The 23329-nt window shown below is 66.5% G+C and carries 18 protein-coding genes; 5 read left to right on the top strand and 13 right to left on the bottom strand.

The genetic code is table 11. The features are described from left to right. Nucleotides 1-72: 72 nt before the first annotated feature. From C8J25_RS07805 to C8J25_RS07790, 4 genes are all read right to left on the bottom strand, one after another. The gene (locus C8J25_RS07805; protein WP_107953848.1) at nucleotides 73-1236 is read right to left on the bottom strand and encodes an HlyD/EmrA/EmrK family protein; all 1164 of its coding nucleotides are present in this window, start codon (nucleotides 1234-1236) and stop codon (nucleotides 73-75) included. Continuing rightward, nucleotides 1233-2642: an efflux transporter outer membrane subunit gene (locus C8J25_RS07800; RefSeq protein WP_107953846.1), complete on the bottom strand. Its 1410-nt coding sequence runs from the start codon at nucleotides 2640-2642 to the stop codon at nucleotides 1233-1235. Before C8J25_RS07800 ends, C8J25_RS07805 begins: the two co-directional genes overlap by 4 nt. Then, a complete protein-coding gene (locus tag C8J25_RS07795; protein ID WP_107953844.1) occupies nucleotides 2639-3109 on the bottom strand; it encodes a MarR family winged helix-turn-helix transcriptional regulator in 471 nt (156 codons plus the stop codon). The genes C8J25_RS07800 and C8J25_RS07795 overlap by 4 nt, the downstream gene beginning before the upstream one ends. A gap of 352 nt (nucleotides 3110-3461) precedes the next feature. Beyond that, nucleotides 3462-7052, bottom strand: a complete 3591-nt coding sequence (locus C8J25_RS07790) for an autotransporter outer membrane beta-barrel domain-containing protein (protein WP_244186884.1) — start codon at nucleotides 7050-7052, stop codon at nucleotides 3462-3464. Nucleotides 7053-7320: 268 nt separating this feature from the next. Here C8J25_RS07790 and C8J25_RS20685 point away from each other — a divergent pair, with 268 nt between their 5' ends. From C8J25_RS20685 to acnA, 3 genes are all read left to right on the top strand, one after another. Continuing rightward, on the top strand, nucleotides 7321-7467 hold the full coding sequence (locus C8J25_RS20685) for a hypothetical protein (protein ID WP_167397685.1): 147 nt from the start codon (nucleotides 7321-7323) through the stop codon (nucleotides 7465-7467). 92 nt (nucleotides 7468-7559) lie between these two features. Beyond that, nucleotides 7560-7910 (top strand): hypothetical protein, encoded by a 351-nt coding sequence (locus tag C8J25_RS07785; RefSeq protein ID WP_107953841.1) that lies wholly within the window; start codon nucleotides 7560-7562, stop codon nucleotides 7908-7910. Nucleotides 7911-8114: 204 nt separating this feature from the next. Further along, nucleotides 8115-10799 (top strand): aconitate hydratase AcnA, encoded by a 2685-nt coding sequence (acnA, locus tag C8J25_RS07780; RefSeq protein WP_060526615.1) that lies wholly within the window; start codon nucleotides 8115-8117, stop codon nucleotides 10797-10799. Nucleotides 10800-11321: 522 nt separating this feature from the next. Here acnA and C8J25_RS07775 read toward each other — a convergent pair. The 9 genes from C8J25_RS07775 to C8J25_RS07735 form a co-directional block, all read right to left on the bottom strand. Then, nucleotides 11322-12194: an S-methyl-5'-thioadenosine phosphorylase gene (locus tag C8J25_RS07775; protein WP_107953840.1), complete on the bottom strand. Its 873-nt coding sequence runs from the start codon at nucleotides 12192-12194 to the stop codon at nucleotides 11322-11324. Then, nucleotides 12191-13582 (bottom strand): amino acid permease, encoded by a 1392-nt coding sequence (locus tag C8J25_RS07770; protein WP_107953838.1) that lies wholly within the window; start codon nucleotides 13580-13582, stop codon nucleotides 12191-12193. The genes C8J25_RS07775 and C8J25_RS07770 overlap by 4 nt, the downstream gene beginning before the upstream one ends. 304 nt (nucleotides 13583-13886) lie before the next feature. Beyond that, nucleotides 13887-14240 (bottom strand): HesB/IscA family protein, encoded by a 354-nt coding sequence (locus tag C8J25_RS07765; protein WP_056057673.1) that lies wholly within the window; start codon nucleotides 14238-14240, stop codon nucleotides 13887-13889. A 138-nt stretch (nucleotides 14241-14378) separates the two neighbouring features. Beyond that, nucleotides 14379-14840: an SUF system Fe-S cluster assembly protein gene (locus tag C8J25_RS07760; protein ID WP_056057670.1), complete on the bottom strand. Its 462-nt coding sequence runs from the start codon at nucleotides 14838-14840 to the stop codon at nucleotides 14379-14381. Beyond that, on the bottom strand, nucleotides 14837-16051 hold the full coding sequence (locus C8J25_RS07755; RefSeq protein ID WP_107953836.1) for a cysteine desulfurase: 1215 nt from the start codon (nucleotides 16049-16051) through the stop codon (nucleotides 14837-14839). Before C8J25_RS07755 ends, C8J25_RS07760 begins: the two co-directional genes overlap by 4 nt. Further along, nucleotides 16048-17121, bottom strand: coding sequence for a SufD family Fe-S cluster assembly protein (locus C8J25_RS07750; protein WP_107953834.1), 1074 nt, complete (start codon nucleotides 17119-17121; stop codon nucleotides 16048-16050). The genes C8J25_RS07755 and C8J25_RS07750 overlap by 4 nt, the downstream gene beginning before the upstream one ends. 2 nt (nucleotides 17122-17123) lie before the next feature. Continuing rightward, nucleotides 17124-17867 (bottom strand): Fe-S cluster assembly ATPase SufC, encoded by a 744-nt coding sequence (gene sufC, locus C8J25_RS07745; RefSeq protein WP_056489234.1) that lies wholly within the window; start codon nucleotides 17865-17867, stop codon nucleotides 17124-17126. 99 nt (nucleotides 17868-17966) lie between these two features. Beyond that, nucleotides 17967-19457 carry a Fe-S cluster assembly protein SufB gene (gene sufB / locus C8J25_RS07740; protein ID WP_056057660.1) on the bottom strand — a complete coding sequence of 497 codons (1491 nt, stop codon included), beginning with the start codon at nucleotides 19455-19457 and terminating at the stop codon, nucleotides 17967-17969. A 124-nt stretch (nucleotides 19458-19581) separates the two neighbouring features. Next, a complete protein-coding gene (locus tag C8J25_RS07735; RefSeq protein WP_056047140.1) occupies nucleotides 19582-20025 on the bottom strand; it encodes an SUF system Fe-S cluster assembly regulator in 444 nt (147 codons plus the stop codon). 298 nt (nucleotides 20026-20323) lie between these two features. Between C8J25_RS07735 and C8J25_RS07730 the strand changes: the two genes are divergently transcribed. Both C8J25_RS07730 and ggt read left to right on the top strand, forming a co-directional pair. Then, on the top strand, nucleotides 20324-21385 hold the full coding sequence (locus C8J25_RS07730) for a quinone-dependent dihydroorotate dehydrogenase (protein ID WP_107953831.1): 1062 nt from the start codon (nucleotides 20324-20326) through the stop codon (nucleotides 21383-21385). A gap of 182 nt (nucleotides 21386-21567) precedes the next feature. After that, entirely contained in the window at nucleotides 21568-23310 is a 1743-nt protein-coding gene (ggt, locus tag C8J25_RS07725) for a gamma-glutamyltransferase (protein ID WP_107953829.1), read from the top strand. Nucleotides 23311-23329: the final 19 nt, after the last annotated feature.

Raw genomic sequence — 23329 nt, 5'->3', positions numbered from 1 at the left:
GACTGGACTCCCGCCTTCGCGGGAGAACAAAGAGGAAGGGACCGGACCCTACTAGCGGCCACCGCAAAACCATCACCGGTTAGCCGCGATGATCTGGCGGATCTTCGCATCGACCGCGGCATCCCCCTGCCCGGTCGCCAACCCCTTATACGCCGCCACCGCCGGCCGCCCGACCATGGTGCCCGACTTGTCCGCGGTATCGACGATCGCGTTCACCGACAGCCCGACCCGCAACGGATTGCGCCGCAGTTCACCCTTGTCGAGCGCGATCCGCACCGGCACGCGCTGGGTGATCTTGATCCAGTTCCCGCTCGCATTCTGCGGCGGCAGCAGCGCGAACGCATTGCCGCTACCCGCGCCGAGCCCGACCACATGGCCGTGATAGACCAGGTCGTCCCCGTACATGTCGGCCGTCACCGTCGCCGCCTGCCCGATCCGCAGATCGCGCAACTGCGTCTCGCGGAAGTTCGCATCGACCCAGACCCGGTCGAGCGGCACCACGGCCATCAGCGGCATCCCCGCCGAAACCTGCTGCCCAAGCTGCACCGTACGCTGCGCGACGACGCCGTCGATCGGCGCCACCACATGCATATGGCTGCGTGTGATCGCCGCGCGACGATAGGCCGCGATCGCCGCCAGCACTGCCGGATTGTTCGATACGGTGGTGCCGACGACGCCGTTCTTCGACTGCGCCTGCTGGCTGCGCGCGAGTTGCAGCGTCGCGCTCGCCACCTTCACCTGGTCCGCCGCGTGGCTCAGCTCCTCGCCGGAGATCGCGCCTTCCGCGGCCGCCCCACGCCGGCGCGCGAGATCGTTCCGCGCGCGCGCCAGTTCGGCCTCCGCCTGCACGACCGCGGCCCCGGTCTCGTTCACCTTCGAGAAGTCCGACCGCGTCGCGCGAACCGCCCGCGCAAGCTCCGCCTCCGCCGACGCAACACCGACATCCGCGGTCGCGGCGTCGAGGTCGATCAAAGGCTGCCCCGCCTTCACGACCTGCGTGTTATCTGCATGGATCGCGGTCACCTGCCCCGGATCACGTGCGGTGATCGCTACCACGTCGCCCGCAACATAGGCATCGTCGGTCTCCTGCTCAGGCGCGGCGAGCAGGAAGTGGAACACCGCCCACACGATCGCGCCCGTCACGACGACGACGCCGAGGATCGTCAGCGCGCGCTTGCGTGCGCGCGGATTGCCGGTCGGAGCCGCGGCGGGCGCCGGCGTTTGCGTATCGGTCATCGCGTCATCCCCTGAAAATCATAACCACCACCCAGCGCCAGCACGAGCTGCACGCGCTGTTGCGCGGCATCGGCGGCGAGGTCGGCATCGGCCTGTTCGGCGGCCAGCGTGCGGACATCGTTGTCGACGAGGTCGAGCCGGCTATCGAGGCCGCTGGAAACGCGGATCGCGTTCAGCCGCCCGGTCTCGGCATAGCCGCGCACCACCTCGCGCTGTCGCTGACGGTCGGCGTCGAGCGCACCGATCCGCGCAACCGCATCGCCTGCCTCGCGCACCGCACCGATCACCCGGTCGTTGTAATCCGCGGTCGCCAGATCGAGTGCCGCGGTCGCGCCCGCAAGGTCCGCCTTCAACCGGCCATTGTCGAAGATCGGCAGATGGATCGCCGGCCCGACGCCGACCGTGCCCGCATCGAGCGAGAGCAGATTGCCGAGCCCGACCGCCTGGAACCCCGCCAGCGCCGCCAGATTGACGTTCGGATAGAACGCTTTTCGCGCAACCTGACGCCCGGCAGCCGCAGCCTCGATCCGCGCTTGCGCCGCCGCGATATCGGCACGCCGCGCCAGCAGGTCGGCCGGCACGGTCTTGGGCAACGGCAGCGCCGCATCGAGCCGCAACGCCGTCGCGCCGATCGTCGCCGGGTAATCCGCGCCACGCCCGGCCAGCGCCGCCAGTGCGTTCTTCGCGAGCACCTGCGCCGCCTGCGCACGCAGCAACGCCTGCCGCGCCTGCGCCAGCAGAGTCGTCGCAGCCTGCGCGTCGAGCTTGCTCGCCAGATTGTTGCGGTTCCGCACGTTCACCAGCCGCAGCGAATTCTGCCGCGTCGCGATCGTCCGCTGCGCGATCCCCGCCTGCGCCTCGGCGCGTTCGAGATCGATATACGTCTGCACGACCGCCCCCGACAGCGCCATCCGCGCCGCCGCCACGTCGAGCGAAGCCGCACGCACCGACGCCCGCGCCCCCTCGATCGCAGCCTTCTGACGCCCGAACAGATCGAGGTTCCAGCTGAGGTTCGCCGCGGTCGACCCGACGAACCGCGTCGACCCGGCATAGGGCGGCGGGATCGTGTAGCGCCCGCTCAGGCGCGCCAATTGCTCCTGCGCATCGAGCGTCACGTCGGGGCCATTGTCGGCCCGCCGCGTCGACAGCACCGCCTGCGCCTGCGCGACCCGTGCCAGCGCCGCATCGAGCGACGGGCTGCCTGCGACCGCATCGCGTACCAGCCGATCGAGCTGCGGATCGCCGAACGACCGCCACCAGTCGGCCGCGATCACCGGCGCGGCGTCCGGAGCCAGCCCCAGCGCGGTGGCCGATACCGGCTCCACGACAGTCTTCGACGCCGGGATCGCGCATCCCGCGAGCAGCCCCGCCACCGTGAGCGGGGCCAGGGCAGTGCCAATCTTCATGCGCGGCGTCCTTCGGTCAGAGCGTCGTCCAGCGTCGTGCGGAGTTTCTGCATCAGTTCGATCAGCTTCTCGATTTCGGCCCGGTCCCAGCCCATCAGCAGACTATTCCAGTATTCTATGATCTTATCGCGACACCGGATCGCAACCGCCTCGCCGTCGGCCGTCAGTTCGAGATTGAGTACCCGCCGGTCGTCGCTCGCCCGCGACCGCGTGACCCACCCGTTCTGCTCCATCGCGTCGACCAGCCGCGTCGTCGCACCCTTGTCGTGCGAAAGATCCCGCGCGAGGTCGGCACACGTCGCCGCCCGGCCTGCGAGGATGGACATGAGCGCCGACCACTGCGTCCCGGACAGACCCTCCGCCGCAAACACCGGCTCGATCAGGCTCTGCCCGATCTGATGGATCCGTCGCGCGAGGTAGCCGAGCGAACAATCCGGCCCGAATTCCGATTTGGTGTAGAACGCCATATCGTTGCCATGGCAACCATTGCTCAGGCAGTCAATTGCGCGTTTTGCATGTTGAGGCGATGACGGCGGACGTTCGTGGTGTGGCGGCCCAAGGTACGATAAGTCGTCCATGCGCGCTCTCCCACCCTCCGTCATCCTGACGAAAGTCAGGATCTAGGGTGACGGAGGACCGCCCTTTACGGCTCTGGATCCTGACTTTCGTCAGGATGACGGAGGGGTGAAGGGGAGGCGGCCTGGAAGCGCTCGCCCCCACCCCACCGGATCTCAACCAAGCTCGGCCGCGAATAAGAAAAAGGCCACCCGCACGAGCGGATGACCCTTTCGCTATTCCAACGATCTGGAACCGCCGCGATCAGAAGCGGATCTTGATCGAGCCCTTGTACGACTGGTTCGACACGTCCTTGCGCTCGACGGTGGTGTCCGCGCCGACCGAGATGTCGACGCTGTCGCCGACCAGCGTCAGCCCGGCGCTGATCTCGCCCCAGTTCTTGTCCTGCCCGGCCAGCGCGAACAGGGCATTCGGACCGATCCCGCCTACGAAGTTCGCACCGAACACGCCCGGCGTCGACTGGAAGTCATGGACGTAGTTCGCGGCGGCATAGGGCCGGAATGAACCACTGCCGTTGAGCACTAGCCCCGCGCGGCCCTGCAGGCTGTCGAAGCTGTCGCGATCGACGAACAGAGCTGGTCCGCCGCCATTCTCGATCGACTTGCCGAAGCCGATATGGCTTGCGCGCATCGACACGCGCGGACCGACCTTGAGCATCGACAGGTCGAACGCCTTGCCGAGCCCGACTTCGCTGACGACCGTCAACGCATTGTCGGTACCGCGCAGGCGGTAGCTGGTGCCGACGAAACCGACGGTGCGATCGGTCTTGGCGACAAACGCGCCCGCGCTGAACTGCGTATCGAGGACGATCCCCGATGCGGTCTCCAGCTTGCCGTAAAGCGTGCCCTGGAACAGCTCGCCCTTGGCGCGCTGCGCGATCCCGCCGGTCGTTCCGTCGGTGTTGGTGTACGAGAACGAGAAGCCGATCACGCCACCCTCGCCTGCCTGCTTTTCAAGACCAACAGCCGCGAAGTAACCGTCGAACTTGTCGTGCCCGCCGAACGGATTGGTCCCCGGCATCGACCGGCTCTTGCCGTCGATATAGCCGCCCGCGATGAAGCCGCTCATGTCGTCGGGCAGACGACCCTGCTGCAACACGGTGCCGCTCGAGTCGCTCATCGTGTCCTGCCCGCCCGGCAGGTCGCTCGCCATCAATGAGGCGACCTGGACCGGCTTGCCGATCAGCGCCAGCGTACCGCCGAGCCCGCCACGTGTATCGATCTGCGCGATGTGATCACGATAGAAGCGCGACATCGTGTCGATCGACGCGACGCCGAGGCTCGACTTGAGCGTCTCGGCCCGCGGTGCCAGCCCTTCCAGCGTCGAGCGGATCGTCGCCGCGTTCTGCAGGTCGAGCGAACCATAGACGTTGCTCAGCGCCGCATAGTTGGAGCGATTCTGGTCGAGCAGCCCAGCATAGGCCGACTGGACCGGCGTCGCATCGACGACGTTGCGATACTGACCCGCGAGGATCCGCACCTGCACCGCATTGGCACTGTAGACGTAGCTCGGCGTCAGGATCGCGCTGAGCGGGGTAGCCGCACCGAACGCGCCGGTGATGCCGCCCTGTGCGGTCAGGATCGTGTAGAGGTCGTTATACCGGACGGTATAGCCGGCGACCGGCGCGAACCCGACGCGACCGCTGAGGCTGACGATGCCGTTGGTCGCGGCCCCTGCCGCATTGAACGTCGTCGCAGCGAAGGCGAGCTTGTCCGACGTGCCGTTCGGGCCGAGATCGACCAGCAGGTTGGTGCTCGAGGCGAGCACGCCGTTGCCGCCGATCGTCAGCGTGCCGATCGTCCCCGTCGTGCCGGGTGCGATCATCCCGGCGACGCTGGTGAAGAACGGCGTGTTGATCCGCCCAGACCCGGTGAGCATGCCCGACAGCATGAAATAATCGCCGGGCGTCGAGATCACGCCGTCGTTCTGGACGACGCCGGTCACCTGGTTAATCGCCATCAGGCTGGTGAGCGACCCGGCCGACGTCACCGCCAGCTTCGCCGTGCTGCCCGCGACGGTGAACTTGTCGACCGTCACCGCGGAGTTCAGCGTGGTCGTGCCCGCCGCCGACAACGTGACGTCGTAATAGCGTGCGCTACGCTGTGTCGTGCGATCGGGATCGATGTTGTTCGGCACGAAATTGCTCGCGCCCGGCAAGCCGTTGGCGAGCGTCGGCGACAGGACCGCCAGTGCCACTGCATCGCCGCCAGCGCCGATGGTACCCACCTGCGCGATGCTCTCGGCGCTACCGCCAAGCGTCGCGATATCCACGCTGGTCTTCTGCGCGATCGCCTCGACGATCTTGCCTTCGCCGACCGAACCCGGTGCGCCCTTGGTGGCAACCGCGCCGCCCGCCGTCGCAGCCGTCGTCGTGGTCGCGGCATTGGTCGGAACCGACTTGCCGTCGACATAGGTGACGTTGGTCTTGATATCGAAGCAGACGTCGATGCCTTCGCCTGGCTCCTGGTCGCAGACCTGACCGAACTTGTTCGCGTCGCCGGCGATCCCTGCGCCGGTGGTGGTCGGCATGCCGTTGACCAGCTTGCCGTCGACGATGATCTGGTAGTTCGGATCGAGCGCGGTCACCCAGTGCGACGCGTCGGTCCACAGGCCGTCGCCCGTCTTGGTCTGCGCATACCGATACGGGTTGTTCGCGGCGATATAGTCCGAGAACAGATAGAGCGGCTGATAGAAGCTGGTCGTGCCATAGGCGCCGAACGGCTGCGCGTTGAAGAAGCGGTTGCCGCCCGACAGCACGCCGATGACCACTTGCTTGGCGAAGGTGCGATCGAGGATCAGCGGCCCGCCCGAATCGCCGCCGGCCGTTGTGCCTTCGTTCGGCAGCGGGGCATCCTTGAAGATGTTGAAGTCGTAAGGGCTGGCCGCCGCGGTGCCACGACGGGGATCGTCGAAGTCGAGCTGGTACAGATTCTGTGGGCGGCCGCTGGTCGAGCCGAACAGGAAGGCATCGCGGTCGTCGAACGAGCCGAGGATACCGATCGTGTTCTCGGCGATGCGGCGGCGGTAATCGATGCCGTTGGTATCGCCGACGAGCGTGCCGCCCTGGCCGCTCCGACCATAGCCGGTGATCGTGACGTGATAGCCGGTACCGCTGGTGTCGCCGATCGACGCGGGCGCGGGCAGTGCCGATAGCAGCAGCGCCCAGGTCGGCACGTTGGCGGCCGGCGTATCCAGCGTCGCGATCGCGACGTCGCCCTGCAGGAAGTTCTGCGCAAGACCCAGCTTCAGCGAGTCGGCGTTATAGACGACCTGGTTGACGTTATAGAGAAAGTTGGCGGTGTTGGTCTTGTACTGCTGCGTGTTGACCGCGCCGGTCGCGGTGGTCGGCAGGAACCAGTCGAGCAGGGCCGGACGGTTGTTCTGCTGGAAACCGAACGCGATCGGGATGCCTCCACCCTGCGCACCATAGCCCCAGGGGTTCTGCGCGCCGGTGCCGGCAGCGTTCTCGTTCACGCAGTGCGCGGCGAAGATCACGGTGCGCGGATTGATCAGCGTCCCCGTGCACAGGCCGACGCCGCCGCCGCCCGTCGAGATCGTCATCTGGCCGACGCCGTTCACGCCGCCGGCGACATCCTGCGCCGTGGTCGGCGTGCCCGGCGCCGAGATCACGATGTTCGGTTCGGAGGCGAAGTCGGCCGGGTTCAGAGCGCTTGAATAGGCGATCGATTCAGGGCGCGGCAGGCGATCCTGTGCAAACGCGATCGACGGCAGCGCCGCCGCGGCGAGCAACGCCGTCGAGGTCAGCAAGGCCGCGCGTGCAGGACGCGATCCGGTGCGAGCGCCGCGCATGCGCGAGGTAGCGATTGTCGTCACGTTCATCCCCTTGTTCGCGCCGCCCGCTGTGGGACGTGCGCCAATTCGCTGAGGGTATGCAGACCATTTTGGGAACGCAATCAATGACTACGCATCGTTCACGTTGCTGTAATATTCCGTCGCGAAACGTTGTAAAATTGTCACCGCAAGTCCGACTTGGGCCATTCGAACTTTCGCCGCGACGTCCCCTTCACTGCGCGCGCGGCAAGCACGGAGGTTGAGACTATCAGGCGCTTGCCGAGGGATTATCCGCCAGTTCGTCGAGGCAATGCGCAAGCAACGCTGCCGTCAGGTGTCGCTGCTGAGCGTCGGCGATCGCCAGAGCGTGTTCGATGGCGTCGCGAAGAGCTTGGGTGTCGTCGGTCTCGTGTCCCATACCGTCTGTTCGTGGCTGATGCGACGCCGCGCAATGTGAAAGGTTATCATGGCCGTTACCAACCTGAGTTAGTCTCGATGATGACAAGATTTTTGTTAGCGCGACGCAAGCGCGATCTGTCATGTTGGCGCATGGCAATCGACACCGACTCGGCTCGCACGGCAGCAAACCTCCTCACGGTGCGCGACATGCGCGGCGAGATATTCCCCAGCGAGATCTTCGACGAACACGCATGGAACATGCTGCTGCGGCTGTTCGTCGCCGAAGCCAGCGATGAGGCCATTACCGCACCCGACTTGATGGCGCTCACGAAGACGCCGCCGGCGGTGGGCCAGCGCTGGCTCGCCCATCTCGTCGCGGATGCGCAGATCGAGCCCTATGCGGACGGCAGTACGATAACGCTCACCCGTTCCGCGGTCGATCGCATGAACATGTTCCTGCGACGCGCGGCCGGCGTCCACGAAAGCGACGGTCCCGCCTGACGCGCCGGCGTACGCGTCCACCCGGCAACGCGAAGGCGGAATAACCGGCCCACGGCACTCCCGCGCCCTTCCCCGATGCGCTCCCCCTTGCTAAGGCCCCTCCGGTAACAGCATTTTTCGCTCGGTCCCCGACGCGCCCGCGTGGCCTATACGGCTGCTTTCCCCTCGGCGCCCGGCGGCCCGACGCCCACGGGAAGGACCCCTATGACTGCCATCGGCCAGGACACCCTCAAGACCCGCACCAGCCTCTCCACCGGCGGCAAGTCGTACGACTATTACAGCCTTGCCAAGGCGTCGGAACAGCTCGGCGACATCAGCCGCCTGCCCTTCTCGATGAAGGTGCTGCTCGAGAATTTGCTGCGCTTCGAGGACGGCGTGACTGTCACGCGCGAGGATATCCAGGCGATCGTCGACTGGCAGAAGGAACGCCGCAGCGACCGCGAGATCCAGTATCGCCCGGCGCGCGTGCTGATGCAGGACTTCACCGGCGTGCCCTGCGTGGTCGATCTCGCGGCGATGCGCGACGCGATGACCAAGCTCGGCGGCAACCCCGAGAAGATCAACCCGCAGGTCCCCGTCCATCTCGTCATCGATCACTCGGTGATGGTCGACGAGTTCGGCACGCCGCAGGCGTTCCACGACAACGTCGATCTCGAATATGAGCGCAACATCGAGCGCTACGAGTTCCTGAAGTGGGGCAGCAAGGCGCTCGACAACTTCCAGGTCGTCCCCCCCGGCACCGGCATCTGCCACCAGGTGAATCTAGAATATATCGGCCAGGCCGTCTGGTCGTCGGCATCGTCGGGTGACCACGGCGACGGCACGATGATCGCATATCCCGACACGCTGGTCGGCACCGACAGCCACACGACGATGATCAACGGCCTGGGCGTGCTCGGCTGGGGCGTCGGCGGGATCGAGGCCGAGGCCGCGATGCTCGGCCAGCCCGTGTCGATGCTGATCCCCGAAGTCGTCGGCTTCAAGCTGCTCGGCAAGCTCAACGAAGGCATCACCGCCACCGATCTCGTGCTTACCGTCACGCAGATGCTGCGCGCCAAGGGCGTGGTCGGCCGCTTCGTCGAGTTCTTCGGCCCCGGCCTGTCGTCGATGACGCTCGCCGATCGCGCGACGATCGCCAACATGGCGCCGGAATACGGCGCGACCTGCGGCTTCTTCCCGATCGACGACAAGACGCTCGATTACATGCGCCTCACCGCGCGTTCGGACGAGAATGTCGAGCTGGTCGAAGCCTATGCCAAGGCGAACGGCTTCTGGCGCGACGAGAACGCCGAGGACCCCGTCTTCACCGACACGCTCGAGCTCGACATGGGCACCGTCGTCGCGTCGCTCGCAGGCCCGAAGCGCCCGCAGGACCGTGTCAGCCTCAACAAGGTCGACGAGGTGTTCAACAGCGACCTCCACAAGCTGTACCACAAGGAGCAGCCCGCCCGCGTCGCAGTCGAAGGTCGCGAGCATGACATCGGCGACGGCGACGTCGTCATCGCCGCGATCACCAGCTGCACCAACACGTCGAACCCGTCGGTGCTGGTCGCCGCCGGTCTCGTCGCCCGCAAGGCGAACGCACTCGGTCTGAAGTCGAAGCCGTGGGTGAAGACCTCGCTCGCCCCCGGTTCGCAGGTCGTCACCGACTATCTCGACAAGGCCGGCCTCACCGCGGACCTGAACGCGCTCGGCTTCAACCTCGTCGGTTACGGCTGCACCACCTGCATCGGCAACTCGGGCCCGCTGGCGCCGGCGATCTCGGCCGCGATCAACGAGAACGACCTCGTCGCCGCGTCGGTGCTCTCGGGCAACCGCAACTTCGAGGGGCGCGTGTCGCCGGACGTCCGCGCCAACTTCCTCGCCTCGCCGCCGCTCGTCGTCGCCTATGCGATCAAGGGCACCGTCACGACCGACATGATCGAGACGCCGCTGGGCCAGGGTTCGGACGGCCAGGACGTGTATCTGCGCGACATCTGGCCGACCAACGAGGAAGTCCGCACGACGATGGACGCCAACATCGACGCCGGCATGTTCGGCGCGCGCTACGGCGACGTCTATGCGGGCGACGCCAAGTGGCGCGAGATCGACGTCACGGGCTCGGACACCTACGCATGGCGCGCAGGGTCGACCTATGTCGCCAACCCGCCGTATTTCGAGGGCCTCAGCATGACGCCGTCGCCGGTGCAGGACATCATCGACGCCAAGCCGCTCGCGATCCTCGGCGATTCGATCACCACCGATCACATCTCGCCGGCCGGTTCGATCAAGGCCGACAGCCCCGCTGGTCGCTTCCTGCAGGAGCATCAGGTCAGCAAGGCGGACTTCAACAGCTATGGCGCACGCCGCGGCAACCATGACGTGATGATGCGCGGCACGTTCGCCAACATTCGCATCAAGAACGAGATGGTCCCCGGCATCGAGGGCGGCATGTCGAAGTACGACGGCGAAGTCATGGCGATCTACGACGCCGCGATGCGCTTCAAGCAGGACGGCACGCCGCTCGTGATCGTCGCCGGCAAGGAATACGGCACCGGCTCGTCGCGCGACTGGGCAGCGAAGGGCACCAACCTGCTCGGCGTCCGCGCCGTGATCACCGAGAGCTTCGAGCGCATCCACCGCTCGAACCTGGTCGGCATGGGCGTGCTGCCGTTGCAGTTCGCCGAAGGCACCGATCGCAAGACGCTCGGCCTCGACGGCTCGGAGACGTTCACGATCCTCGACGTCGCGAGCATCCGCCCGCGCCAGGACGTCACCGTGAAGATGACCCGCGCCGACGGCACCAGCGAGACGTTCCAGACCAAGTGCCGGATCGATACGGTCAACGAGCTGGAATATTTCCTCAACGGCGGCATCCTCCACTACGTCCTGCGCAAGCTGGCCGCGTAAGACTAAAACGTCGTCCCGGAGCGATTCGGGACGATTACGCTTCAGCCCAGACAACTACCGTCATCCCAGCGAAAGCTGGGATATTCCCGTGCGGCACACGTCGCCCACCAAGAGGGATATCCCAGCGTTCGCTGGGATGACGTGTATTTGCGGATGATGAAGGACGATCTGCGCGAGTTGACGAAGGCGCGCACTCCCAACCAAAAAAAAGGCGGGGCGATCGCAAGGATCGCCCCGTAGTTCAGGGAGAAGACCGGGACAGGGGAGACCCGGTCAAATCGCCGTCCACAGGGGGAGAGGGAGCGGCGACGCACTCCCCTTCGCCCCGATATGTTGCAGGGATATGTCGAACGCGGCGAATGACGAACTTTTCACGGAGCGCGGCCCAACCTCGTTCTCCCGCGAAAGCGGGAGCCCAGGGTTCCAAGCGCTGACGCTAGCGCCCCCTGCCCTCAACCTTGCCGCCTTCGGCGTCTCCCCCTCTCCCATCGGGAGAGGGAAGGGTGAGGGTGAGGCTAAACCTCAGCCCCGAGAAAGCGCCCGCCCCGCCACGGCATCCAGCTTCGCCACCAGCGCCGGATCGCGAGCCTCCCGCGCCGTAATGATCGCGCTATCGAGGCACGTATCGATCGGCGAAGCCTCCCGCTCCACCGGCAACGCGCGCAGCAGCGCCATCACCATCGCCCGAGCCTTCCCCGCATTCGCACCAAGCCGCGCCACGACCTGCGCGACATCGACGCCCACCTCGTCCTCGCGCCAGCAATCGTAATCCGTCACCATCCCGACCAGCGCGTACGGAAGCTCCGCCTCCCGTGCGAGCTTCGCCTCGGGCATCGCGGTCATCCCGATCACGTCGCACCCCCATTGCCGGTAAAGCAGGCTTTCCGCGCGCGTCGAGAATTGCGGGCCTTCCATCGCGAGATACGTGCCGCGGTCGTCGACCTGCGCGCCCGCCTCACCCGCGGCGTCGGCGGCATAGCGCGAGAGCCGCGGACAAACCGGGTCCGCCATCGACACATGCGCGACGAGGCCCGTTCCGAAGAAGCTCGACACACGGCCCTTGGTCCGATCGATGAACTGGTCGACCACGGTGAAACTCCCCGGCGGCCGCTGCTCGACCAGCGAGCCGACCGACGACACCGCCAACACGTCCGTCACGCCAAGCCGCTTCAACGCATCGATATTCGCCCGCGCGTTCAGCTCCGAAGGCGAGATCCGGTGCCCCCGCCCATGCCGCGGCAGGAACGCGACTCCGACATGCCCAACGCGCCCGGTAAAGATCGCATCGGACGGCTCGCCCCAGGGCGTCTCCACCGTCCGCCAGCGACCGTCCTCGATCCCATCGACGGCATACAGCCCCGAGCCGCCGATGATCCCGATCGTCCAGCCGCTCATTCGGCGAGCGCTCTTGGGCGTGCGTAAACGAAGTAGATCACCAGCCCGAGCAGGTTCCACAGCCCGAAATAGAGCTGCGTCTTCGAGGGCAGGCTGAAGAAGAGATACAGGCAGCCGAGGATACCGATCGTCCCGACCAGCGTCGCAGCCGGTGCCCGGAACGTCCGCACCGCATCGGGCGCACGGCGACGCATCACCAGCATGCACGCACAGACCGCCACAAATGCGGCGAGCGTGCCCGCGTTGGCCAGCGCGGCGATCTCGGCCAGCGGCAATAGGCCTGCAATCACCGCGACGATCGCCGCGGTGATCCACGTGATCCGCACGGGAGCGCCACGCTTTGAAACCTTGGCGAGGCTCAGCGGGAGCAGGCCGTCGCGTGCCATCGTGAAGAAGATCCGGCTCTGTCCGAACAGGAACGCGAGCAGCACCGTCGGCAACGCGATCACCGCGGACGCACCAAGAAACGTCGCGAACCCCGGCCGGCCAATCTCGCGCAGGATCAGCGCGAGTGGCTCCGCGCTCCCTGCAAAACGCGTGTACGACAGCGCGCCGACGGCAGCGACCGCGACGAGGATGTAGATCGCGATGCAGGCGACCATCGACCCGACGATCCCGATCGCGAGATCGCGCCCCGGATTCTTCGTCTCCTCCGCCGCGGTTGAGATCGCGTCGAATCCGTAGAACGCAAAGAAGATAATCGCCGCCGCCGCCATGACGCCCCGCTCGGCACCATCGGGCTGAACGGCCTTTGGGAAGCCGTAGGGCATGAACGGGTGCAGGTTGGCGCTGTTGAAATAATGCAGCGCGATGAACACGAACACGGCGAGCGCGATCATCTTCACGCCGACCAGCACCGCATTCAGCGTCGCACTCTCGCGCGTGCCGAACGACAGCACGCCCGCGACGACCGCGATGATGAAGATCGCCGGCACGTTGAGAATACCGCCAAGTTCGGGGCTGAGCGTCAGCGCCTCGGGAAACCCGAACGCTCCGCGCAGCAATGGCGCGGCATAGCCCGACCAGCCGACCGCGACGGTCGACACGACGAGCGAGTATTCGAGGATCAGCGACCAGCCGATCACCCATGCGATCAGCTCACCGAGCACGACATAGCTGTAGGTGTACGCGCTGCCCGAGGCGGGGATCATCGTCGCCATCTCGGCATAGGCGAGCGCCGCGCAGGCACAGATCCCGCCGGCGATGATGAAGGACAGGATCACGGCGGGGCCCGCGAGCCCTGCGCCGACTCCGATTAGCGTCAGGATGCCGGTGCCGACGATCCCGCCGACGCCCATCGCCACGAGATGCGGCCACGACAGCGTCCGCGCGAGCTGGTGCTCGGGCGGCTGCTCGGTGACGATTTTTCGGCGGAACAGACTGGCCACGGATATCCCCTCTTCTTGCGCGGGGAGTGGCACAGGTCGTGACCGGGGGGCAAGGCCAACAGCCAACCGCTACCCGAGCGACAATATCCTCCCCGGCGGAGGCCGGGGTCCAGTTGGCAAGGTCATCGTGACGATGCGCAACACTATGTCAGCAGCCTCTCCCAACTGGGCCCCGGCCTTCGCCGGGGTGGTAGAGGGGAGACGAAATCGAACGGCAGTCCGCTCGTCCTTGTTCTCCCGCGAAGGCGGGAGCCCAGTCTGGGTCCCCGCTTTCGCGGGGACACAAGCTATCTGATGCCGGAATTCAAACGGTAAAGCTCTCGCCGCAACCGCACGCACCCTTGGCGTTGGGATTCTGGAACACGAAGCCAGCGGTGAAGTCGTCCTCGACCCAATCCATCGTCGACCCGATCAGATACAGGATCGACCCGCCATCGACGAACAAGGTCCCCCCCGGCGTATCGATCCGTTCATCGAAAGGCTTAGCCTCGGTCACGTAATCCACCGAATAGGCCAGCCCCGAACACCCACGCTTAGGCGTCGACAGCTTCACCCCGATCGCATCCTCCGGCGCCCGAGCCATCAGGTCGGCGATCCGCGCGTGCGCCGTCGCCGTGAGGTTCAGCGCCGCCGGCCGTGCTCGCAATGTCGTCGCCATGATCGTCCTTCCTTCCCCCCTCCCGTAAGCGGGAGGGGCCGGGGGTGGGCTCCCGGCAAGCCACTCATAACCGTCGTTCGCGAGGTGAGCGTGAGCCCACCCCCTGCCCCCTCCCGCAAGCGGGAGGGGAAGCAGAAGTCAGAGCATACCTAGCTCCAACTTAGCCTCGTCCGACATCTTCTGCGGATCCCAAGGCGGATCCCAGACCAGGTTCACTTCCGCAAACCCGACCCCCGGCACCGACCCGACCCGCATCTCGACCTCGGCAGGCATCGACTCCGCGACCGGACAGTTCGGCGTGGTCAGCGTCATCGCCACCACCGCATGCCCGTCCTCGGTCACCTCGACGCCGTAGATCAGCCCCAGGTCATAGATGTTCACCGGGATCTCGGGATCGTAGATCTCCTTCAGCGCATCGATGATCGCATCGTACACCGCGCCACCGGGCTCGCCGGGCGAGTCCACCTGCGGCTTCTGCGCCAGAAATCCCGCGAGATAATCGCGCTTCCGCTCGGCGTCGGAGTCCGTCTCCATGACGACGCGCGCCTTGGGGGGGGACGCCACCGCGTCGACTTCCTCGATCTCAAACCGATCGCTCATCCAAAAATCCTCGTTACTCGCTCGATACCGCGCACCAGCGCCTCGACGTCCGCCGGCCCGTTATACACGCCAAAGCTCGCGCGTGCGGTCGCCTCGACGCCCAGCGCCTCCATCAACGGCTGCGCGCAATGATGGCCGGCACGGATCGCAACGCGCTCTTCGTCCAATATGGTGCCGATGTCGTGCGGATGAACCCCCTCGATCGTGAAGCTCACGATCCCCGCCGAGTCCGCCGGGCCATAGAGGCGCACCGAATTGATCCCGGACAGCGCCTCGCGCGTGGCGGTCACCAGCGCGGTCTCATGCGCGTGGATCGCGTCGAGCCCGATGCTCTCGACATAGTCGATCGCGGCATGCAGCCCGAGCGCCCCGACGATATGCGGCGTCCCCGCCTCGAACCGTCCCGGCGGCGGCGCATAGGTGGTCTTCGCAAACGACACCTTGTCGATCATCGACCCACCGCCCTGGTACGGCGGCATCGCGTCGAGCAGTTCCGGCTTGGCCCAGAGCACGCCGATCCCCGTCGGCCCGTACAGCTTGTGCCCGGAGAACACGTAGAAATCACAGCCGATCGCCTTCACGTCGACCGTGATCCGCGGCACCGACTGGCACCCGTCGAGCAGGATCTTCGCGCCGACCGAATGCGCGATCTCGGTGGCGCGCTTGGCATCGAGCACCGAGCCAAGCACGTTCGAGACATGCCCGAGCGCGACCAGCTTGTGCGCGGGCGTGATCATCCGCTCCATAGCGTCGAGATCGATGCGGTGGTCGGGCGTCAACGGCAAAACGTCGATCGCGACGCCGCGCGCTTCCGCGATCATCTGCCACGGCACGATGTTCGAGTGATGTTCGAGCATGGAGAGCAGGATGCGGTCGCCCGCCTTCAACTGCGTCCCAGCCCAGCACTGCGCGACAAGATTAATCGCCTCGGTAGCACCGCGCACGAACACGATCTCGTCCGACGATCCCGCGCCGATGAACCGTGCCACGGCCTTACGCGCCGCTTCGTAAGCGACGGTCATGTCGGCGGACCGCTGGTACACGCCGCGGTGCACCGTCGCGTAAGTCTCGCCATACGCGCGCGTGATCGCGTCGACCACGACCTGCGGTTTCTGCGCAGTGGCAGCGGTATCGAGATACGCCCAGCCCTCGGGGATCGCCGGGAAGTCCGACAGGCGATCCAGGGGACGAACGTCGGCGATCACGCTCACAATGCCCGCTCCAGCCACGCATCGGCGTCCGCAACGAAAGCCTCGCGCACCGTCTCGTCCGCGATCTGCACGAACGCATCACCGACGAACGCGCGCGTGAGCAGCGCCTGCGCCTTGGCATGCGGGATGCCGCGGCTCTGCATGTAGAACAGCGCGCGCTGATCGAGTTCGCCGACCGTCGCGCCATGCGCGCACTTCACGTCGTCCGCGAAGATCTCCAGCTCGGGCTTCAGATTGACCGTCGCGGTCCGCTGCAACAGCAACCCGCGCAACGACTGCACGCCGTCGGTCTTCTGCGCATCGCGCGCGACCTCGACCCGCGCCGCAAGACTGGCCGTCGACTTGTCCGCAGCGACCGCACGCCAGATCTGCTTGCTCTGCCCGTTCAGCGCGGCATGCCGCACCGACACCGCGCACTCTTGCCGCTGGTCGTTCCGCGTCAGCAACGCGCCGCCATATTCTGCGAACGCATCGTCACCCGTCACCGTGATCGCCCCATCGATCCGCGTCCCGGCATCGCCCGCGCCCAACACAGTGACGATCAGGCTCGCCTCGGCACCGATCTCGACCTCGTCGCGCAAAGACACGAAACCACCGGCCTGAAGCAACCGCACCGCCCGCGTAAGTTTCGCACCCTTACCAAGCGCCATCCGCGTCGACCGGTTCGACCAGCCAGCCCCGACATAGGTCTCGACCACCGACGCTCTTGCGCCATCGGCAAGCACGATCTCGGCCGGAAGCTGGTTCTCGCCGCCGGTCGCGATGTGGACGATCTGGAGAAGCTCAACGCCGGCATTCGCCTCGACCCGGATCGACCAACCGTTGCCCGTTGTACGACGACCAAGCGCGTGCTCGCCACCATGTATCGCCGTCATCGTGACGTGGCGCAGATCGCTTCGACCCTGATCCAGCACGCCATCGACAAACAGCGCACGCGCACCCGGCAGGTCCAAAAACCACGCATCGGCGTCCAGCGCGGCGCCGCGCGGCAGTCCGGCCGCCGCCGCAATCGCCGCCGGATCACCCCAACGCCACGATTCCTCGCGCGTCGAGGGAAGGTCGAGCAGCATCGTCACGCGGCGATCCCCACATAGCCTTCGCTCTCGAGCTGCTTGGCGAGGTCCTTGCCGCCCGAGCGGACGATCTTGCCGTCCGCCAGCACGTGGACGAAGTCCGGCTCCACGTAATCGAGCAGCCGCTGGTAATGCGTGATCAGCAGCACCGCCTTGTCGGGCGCGCGCATGATGCGGTTGATGCCGTCACCGACGACGCGCAGCGCATCGATGTCGAGCCCCGAATCGGTCTCGTCGAGGATCGCGAACTTCGGGTTGACGATGCCCATCTGGACCATCTCGTTGCGCTTCTTCTCGCCACCCGAAAAGCCGACGTTCACCGGCCGCTTGAGCATGTCGTAATCCATGCCGAGCAGATCCGCCTGCCCGCGCGCGAGCTTCAGGAACTCGCCGCCGGACAGCGGCTTCTCGTCCCGCGTCGCGCGCTGCGCGTTGAGCGCCTCGCGGAGGAACTGGACGTTCGACACGCCGGGGATCTCGACCGGATACTGGAAGCCGAGGAACACGCCCGCCGCGGCGCGCTCATGCGCCTCCAGCTCGAGCAGGTCGACGCCGTCGAACGTCACCGACCCCGCGGTGACCTCATAACCGGGCCGCCCGCCGAGCACATAACCCAGCGTCGACTTGCCCGCGCCGTTCGGCCCCATGATCGCGTGCACCTCGCCCGCGTTCACTTCGAGCGACAGGCCCTTGAGGATTTCCTTGCCGTCGATCTCGGCGTGGAGGTTTTCAATTTTCAGCATCGAATGTAGCCCAATTCCAAATCTCTAAAATGCGCGGCGCCAGCTGCCCCAACCCCATCCCGTCATTCCTGCGAAGACGGGAATGACGGGAGCAAAGGGTCATCCCACGGAGCCCTCGAGCGAAATCCCCAGCAGCTTCTGCGCTTCCACCGCGAACTCCATCGGCAGTTGCTGCAGCACTTCCCGCGCAAAGCCATTCACGATCAGCGCCACCGCCGCCTCCTGGTCCAGCCCGCGCGACATTGCGTAGAACAGCTGGTCCTCGGATATCTTCGACGTCGTCGCCTCGTGCTCGATCTGCGCGGACGGGTTGCGGACCTCGATGTACGGCACGGTATGCGCGCCGCACTGGTCGCCCAGCAGCAGGCTGTCGCACTGGGTGAAATTCCGAACGCCCTCCGCCGTCGGCGCGACACGCACCAGCCCGCGGTACGTGTTGTCCGAACGCCCCGCCGAAATCCCCTTCGACACGATCGTGGACCGCGTGTTCTTGCCGAGGTGGATCATCTTCGTGCCGGTATCGGCCTGCTGGCGATTGTTCGTCACCGCGACCGAATAGAACTCGCCGACCGAGCCATCGCCGAGCAGCACGCACGACGGATATTTCCACGTGATCGCACTGCCGGTCTCGACCTGCGTCCAGCTGACCTTCGAGTTCTTGCCCTGGCATAATGCACGCTTGGTGACGAAGTTGTAGATCCCGCCGACGCCGTTCTCGTCGCCCGGATACCAGTTCTGCACGGTCGAATACTTGATCTCGGCATCGTCGAGCACGACCAGCTCGACCACCGCGGCATGCAACTGGTTCTCGTCGCGCATCGGCGCGGTGCAGCCTTCGAGATACGAGACGTACGAACCCTTGTCCGCCACGATCAGCGTGCGCTCGAACTGCCCGGTATTCTCGGCGTTGATGCGGAAATACGTCGACAGCTCCATCGGGCAGCGAACGCCCTCCGGGATGTAGACGAACGTGCCGTCGGAGAAGACCGCCGAGTTCAGCGTCGCGAAGTAGTTATCGCGCTGCGGCACGACCTTGCCGAGCCACTTGCGGACGAGATCGGGATATTCCTTGATCGCCTCGGAGATCGAGCGGAAGATCACGCCCGCGGCCTCGAGCTCCTTGCGGAACGTGGTCGCGACCGAGACGCTGTCGAACACCGCATCCACCGCGACGCGACGCTTGGGCGTGCCGTCCTCGTTCAGCGGATCCTCGACCACGCCCGCCAGCATCTTCTGCTCGCCGATCGGAATGCCGAGCTTCTCGTAGACGCGCAGGATCTCCGGATCGACCTCGTCGAGCGACCCGAGTTTCGGCTTCGCCTTGGGTTCCGCGTAATAATACGCGTCCTGGTAATCGATCGGGGGCACGTTGAGCTTCGACCAGTCGGGCGCCTCCATCGTCTGCCACAACGCGAACGCCTTCAGCCGCCAGTCGAGCATCCACTGCGGCTCGCCCTTTTTGGCGGAAATGAAGCGCACCGTGTCTTCCGACAGACCTTTGGGCGCGAATTCCTGTTCGATGTCCGAGGAGAAACCCCACTCGTACGTCTTGTTCGCGGCGGCGTATGCCTCTGCGTTCCGGGTAGCCATCATTCCATCTCCGCCGCGACGCGGCTCTCTAAAAACTCGGCGATCTCTGCGTCTCTGCGCGAACAAATACTTTTGCGCGCAGAGGCGCAAAGAGCGCGGAGGAAGGGGTAAGGCGCTGCGCGCGTCATGCGGGCACTTGTGAAAGAGGGGGGTGTAAAACCGGGGTTTGCGAAAGGCTGGCGAGCGACACGCCGGCAAGCGCACCGCGGACCGCGCCGTTGACGGCGTTCCAGTGCGGCTTCACCTTGCACGTCTGCTCGACGCAGCAATCCTGCGATGCGCCATCGACGCATGAAGTCAGCGCGATCGGTCCCTCGACCGCCTCGATTATGTCGGCGAGCGAGATCATCGCGGGCGGACGCGACAGGCGAAACCCGCCGCCGGTGCCACGCGTGCTCTCGATCAGCCCCGCGGCGGACAGCCGGCTCACCAGCTTCTGCACGGTCGGCAGCGGCACGCCGGTCTCCTCCGCGAGCAACGTCGCGTTCAGCCGCGCGATTCCGCCGCAATGACGCGCCGCGGCGCTCATCATCACGACCGCATAATCGGCTAGGCTGGAAAGACGCATGGTGGCTTAGGAGTCCAATCGGACCGATATGATCCGATTGGTCAAATGGGCGTTGTACAGTGCATCGTCAACCCGGCGAGGGGTGCTAACGACTCGCAACTGAGCGCTGGTTTTGTGTGTCGTGGATGACCCGAAAGCTTGACTTCCCCCCTCCCTGGAAGGGAGGGGTCGGGGGTGGGTCGGCTGCTGACGTCAGGGAGCACCAGCCAACGGACCACCCCGCCCCCAGCCCCTCCCTTCCAGGGAGGGGAGCAAGAATGACCCTTCCCGACCAGTGGAAGGAGCAAGGACGACGCGCATGGCCTTCTACCACCCGATCCTCTTCCGTCTCGACGCCGAGCGCGCGCATACCCTCACCATCGCCGCGCTCGGCGCATGGGGGAAGGCCGGCACGCCGCTCGCCCCCAGCGTACCGCGGCTCGCGACGACCGTGGCGGGGATCGCCTTCCCCAACCCGGTCGGCTTGGCGGCAGGCGTCGACAAGGACGGCCGTGCGATCGACGGCTTCTTCGGGTTGGGCTTCGGCAGCGTCGAGATCGGCACGCTCACACCACTCGCGCAGCCCGGCAACCCCAAACCCCGCATCTTCCGCCTCCCCGAAGACCGCGCGGTCATCAACCGGCTCGGCTTCAACAATGGCGGCCTCGATGCAGCGCTGCAAAGAGTATGTTCACCCGCGAAGGCGGGTGCCCAGTCTGGGTCCCCGCCTTCGCGGGGAAACAAAGTTTTGGGCATCAACGTCGGTGCCAACAAGGACGCGGCGGATCGCACCGCCGACTATGTCCACGGCGTTACCAGAGCCGCCCCCCACGCCGACTACATCACCATCAACATCAGTTCCCCCAACACCCCCGGCCTGCGCGACCTCCAGCACGGCGCAGCGCTCCGCGACCTCCTTGCCGCCTGCACCGCCGCCAAGGGCACCACGCCGATCTTCCTGAAGGTCGCCCCCGACCTCGAACCCGCCGACATCGACGACATCGCCTGCGCCGCACTCGACAACCGCATCGACGCGCTAATCATCAACAATACCACGATCTCCCGCCCCGCCCTGCGCTCGGCCAATGCCAAGGAAACCGGCGGCCTGTCCGGCGCGCCGCTCGTCCCGCTGGCCCGCCAACGCCTGTCGGATTTCCGCAAGGCCACCGGCGCAGCGTTCCCTCTGATCTCGGTCGGCGGCGTGGACAGCAGCGCCGAAGCCTACGCCCGCCTCCGCGCCGGTGCGAGCCTCGTCCAGCTCTACACCGCGCTGGTGTACGAAGGGCCGGGCCTCCCCGCCCGCATCCTCCGCGAACTCGACGCGCTTTTGCAGCGAGACGGCTTCGCCACGGTCGCCGACGCAGTAGGTGTCGACGCCTAACGATCCTCCCCCGCCAGGGGGAGGTGGCTGGCGCTTACCAGTCGGAGGGGGCGGAGAGAAAAAACCTCGGTTCCGTACCCTCCCCCTCCGTCGCCATCGGCGCCACCTCCCCCTTGCGGGGGAGGATCGCAAGGTTGCGAGACGGGTTGCCTCATACCCGAACCACGCTAGGCTCGCGCTCGATGAAGACCTCCCTCCTCGCGCTCGCCCTCCTCGTCCCCGCAGCCACCGTAGAGGCGCGCCAAGCCGCCCCCGCCCCGGCCAAAGACCAAGGCATGGTCAGCGCCGCCGACCCGCGCGCAGCCGCCGCCGGCGTCGAGGTCCTCCGCGCCGGCGGCAGCGCCACCGACGCCGCCATCGCCACCATGCTAGCCCTCAACGTCGTCGAACCGCAAAGCTCGGGCATCGGCGGCGGCAGCTTCTGGGTCTCCCACGCGGCCGGCGGCGCGCTCAGCACGATCGACGCGCGCGAAGAGGCGCCCGCCGCCGCCGATGCGCGCTGGTTCTACGCGCCCGACGGCACGCCGCTCAGCCACAGCGACGCAGTCCCCGGCGGCCGCAGCGTCGGCATCCCCGGCGCACTCCGCGGCATGGCGCTCGCGCACCGCGCCTCGGGCAAGCTCCCCTGGGCGCAACTGTTCGCCCCCGCGATCCGGCTCGCGACCAACGGCTTCCAGGCCACCCCCCGCCTCGTCAACGGCATGAAGGCCTATGGCGACCACATCACGCCCGAGACGCGCAAACTCTTCTCCGCGCCCGACGGCTCGCCGGTCGCGATCGGCGCGGTCATCAAGAACCCCCAGCAAGCCGCGCTCCTCCAGCGCATCGCCACCCAGGGCCCCGACAGCTTCTACGTCGGTCCGCAGGCGCAGAAGATCGTCACCGCGGTCAACACCGCCGCGCGCAATCCGTCGAAAATGACGCTCGGCGACCTCGCCAGCTACGACGCCAAGTCGCGGCCGCCGGTCTGCGTCAAATACCGCGTCTACCGAGTCTGCGGGATGGGCCCGCCCTCGTCCGGCGGCGTCACCGTGCTGATGATCCTGAAGCAGCTCGAACGCTTCGACATGGGAAAACTCGGCAAGGACAGCGCGCAGGCCTGGCACCTGTTCGCCGAATCCTCGCGCCTCGCCTATGCCGACCGCGACCTCTACGTCGGCGATCCCGATTTCGTCCGCGTGCCGGTCCAGGGCATGCTCGACACCAAGTATCTCGCATCGCGCTCGGCGCTGATCTCACCGGCGAAGACCATGGCGAACGTCATCGCCGGCTCGCCTCCCGGCGCCCCCGCACGCACCCGCGCCCCAATCAGCGAGGTCCCCGGCACGACAGCCATCGCGACGGTCGACGCGCGAGGCAACGTCGTCGAGGTGACTACCACCGTCGAAGGCTATTTCGGCTCCGGGATCACCGTCGACGGCACTGTCCTCAACAACCAGCTCACCGACTTCGACATCGTGCCCGTCAAGGACGGCGCGCTGGTCGCCAACCGGGTCGAAGGTGGCAAGCGGCCGCGCAGCTCAATGTCGCCGACGATCGTCTACGGCCCCGACGGGAAGGTCCGGCTCGCGGTCGGCGCGGCAGGCGGCTCGACGATCATCGCGCAGGTGGCCAAGGCGATCATCGGCGTGGTCGACTGGAAACTGTCAGCGCAGGACTCGATCGCACTCGGGCTGCTTTATGCGCCAGGGCATGTCGCAGCGGCCGAAAAGGGCACCGAGCGCGAGGCGATGGTCCCAGCCTTGCAGGCGCTAGGCGAGACCGTCCAGGTGGCGGCACTCGGCCTGAAAGCGAACGCGATCGAGCGCGTCGGCGGCAAGTGGGTCGGCGCCGCAGACCCTCGCAGCGAAGGCGTCGCGATCGCGGAGGACGGTACCGTCACCAAGATCCAGCGCGTCGGCGCACTCCAGCGCGCACCAGAGTAACGACAAACTCCACCTCCCC

Origin of the sequence: Sphingomonas faeni (assembly GCF_003053745.1) — a bacterium.
Classification (GTDB): domain Bacteria; phylum Pseudomonadota; class Alphaproteobacteria; order Sphingomonadales; family Sphingomonadaceae; genus Sphingomonas; species Sphingomonas faeni.
Note: the sequence above shows the minus strand (reverse complement) of the source record. Positions and strands in the feature narration are given on the sequence as shown.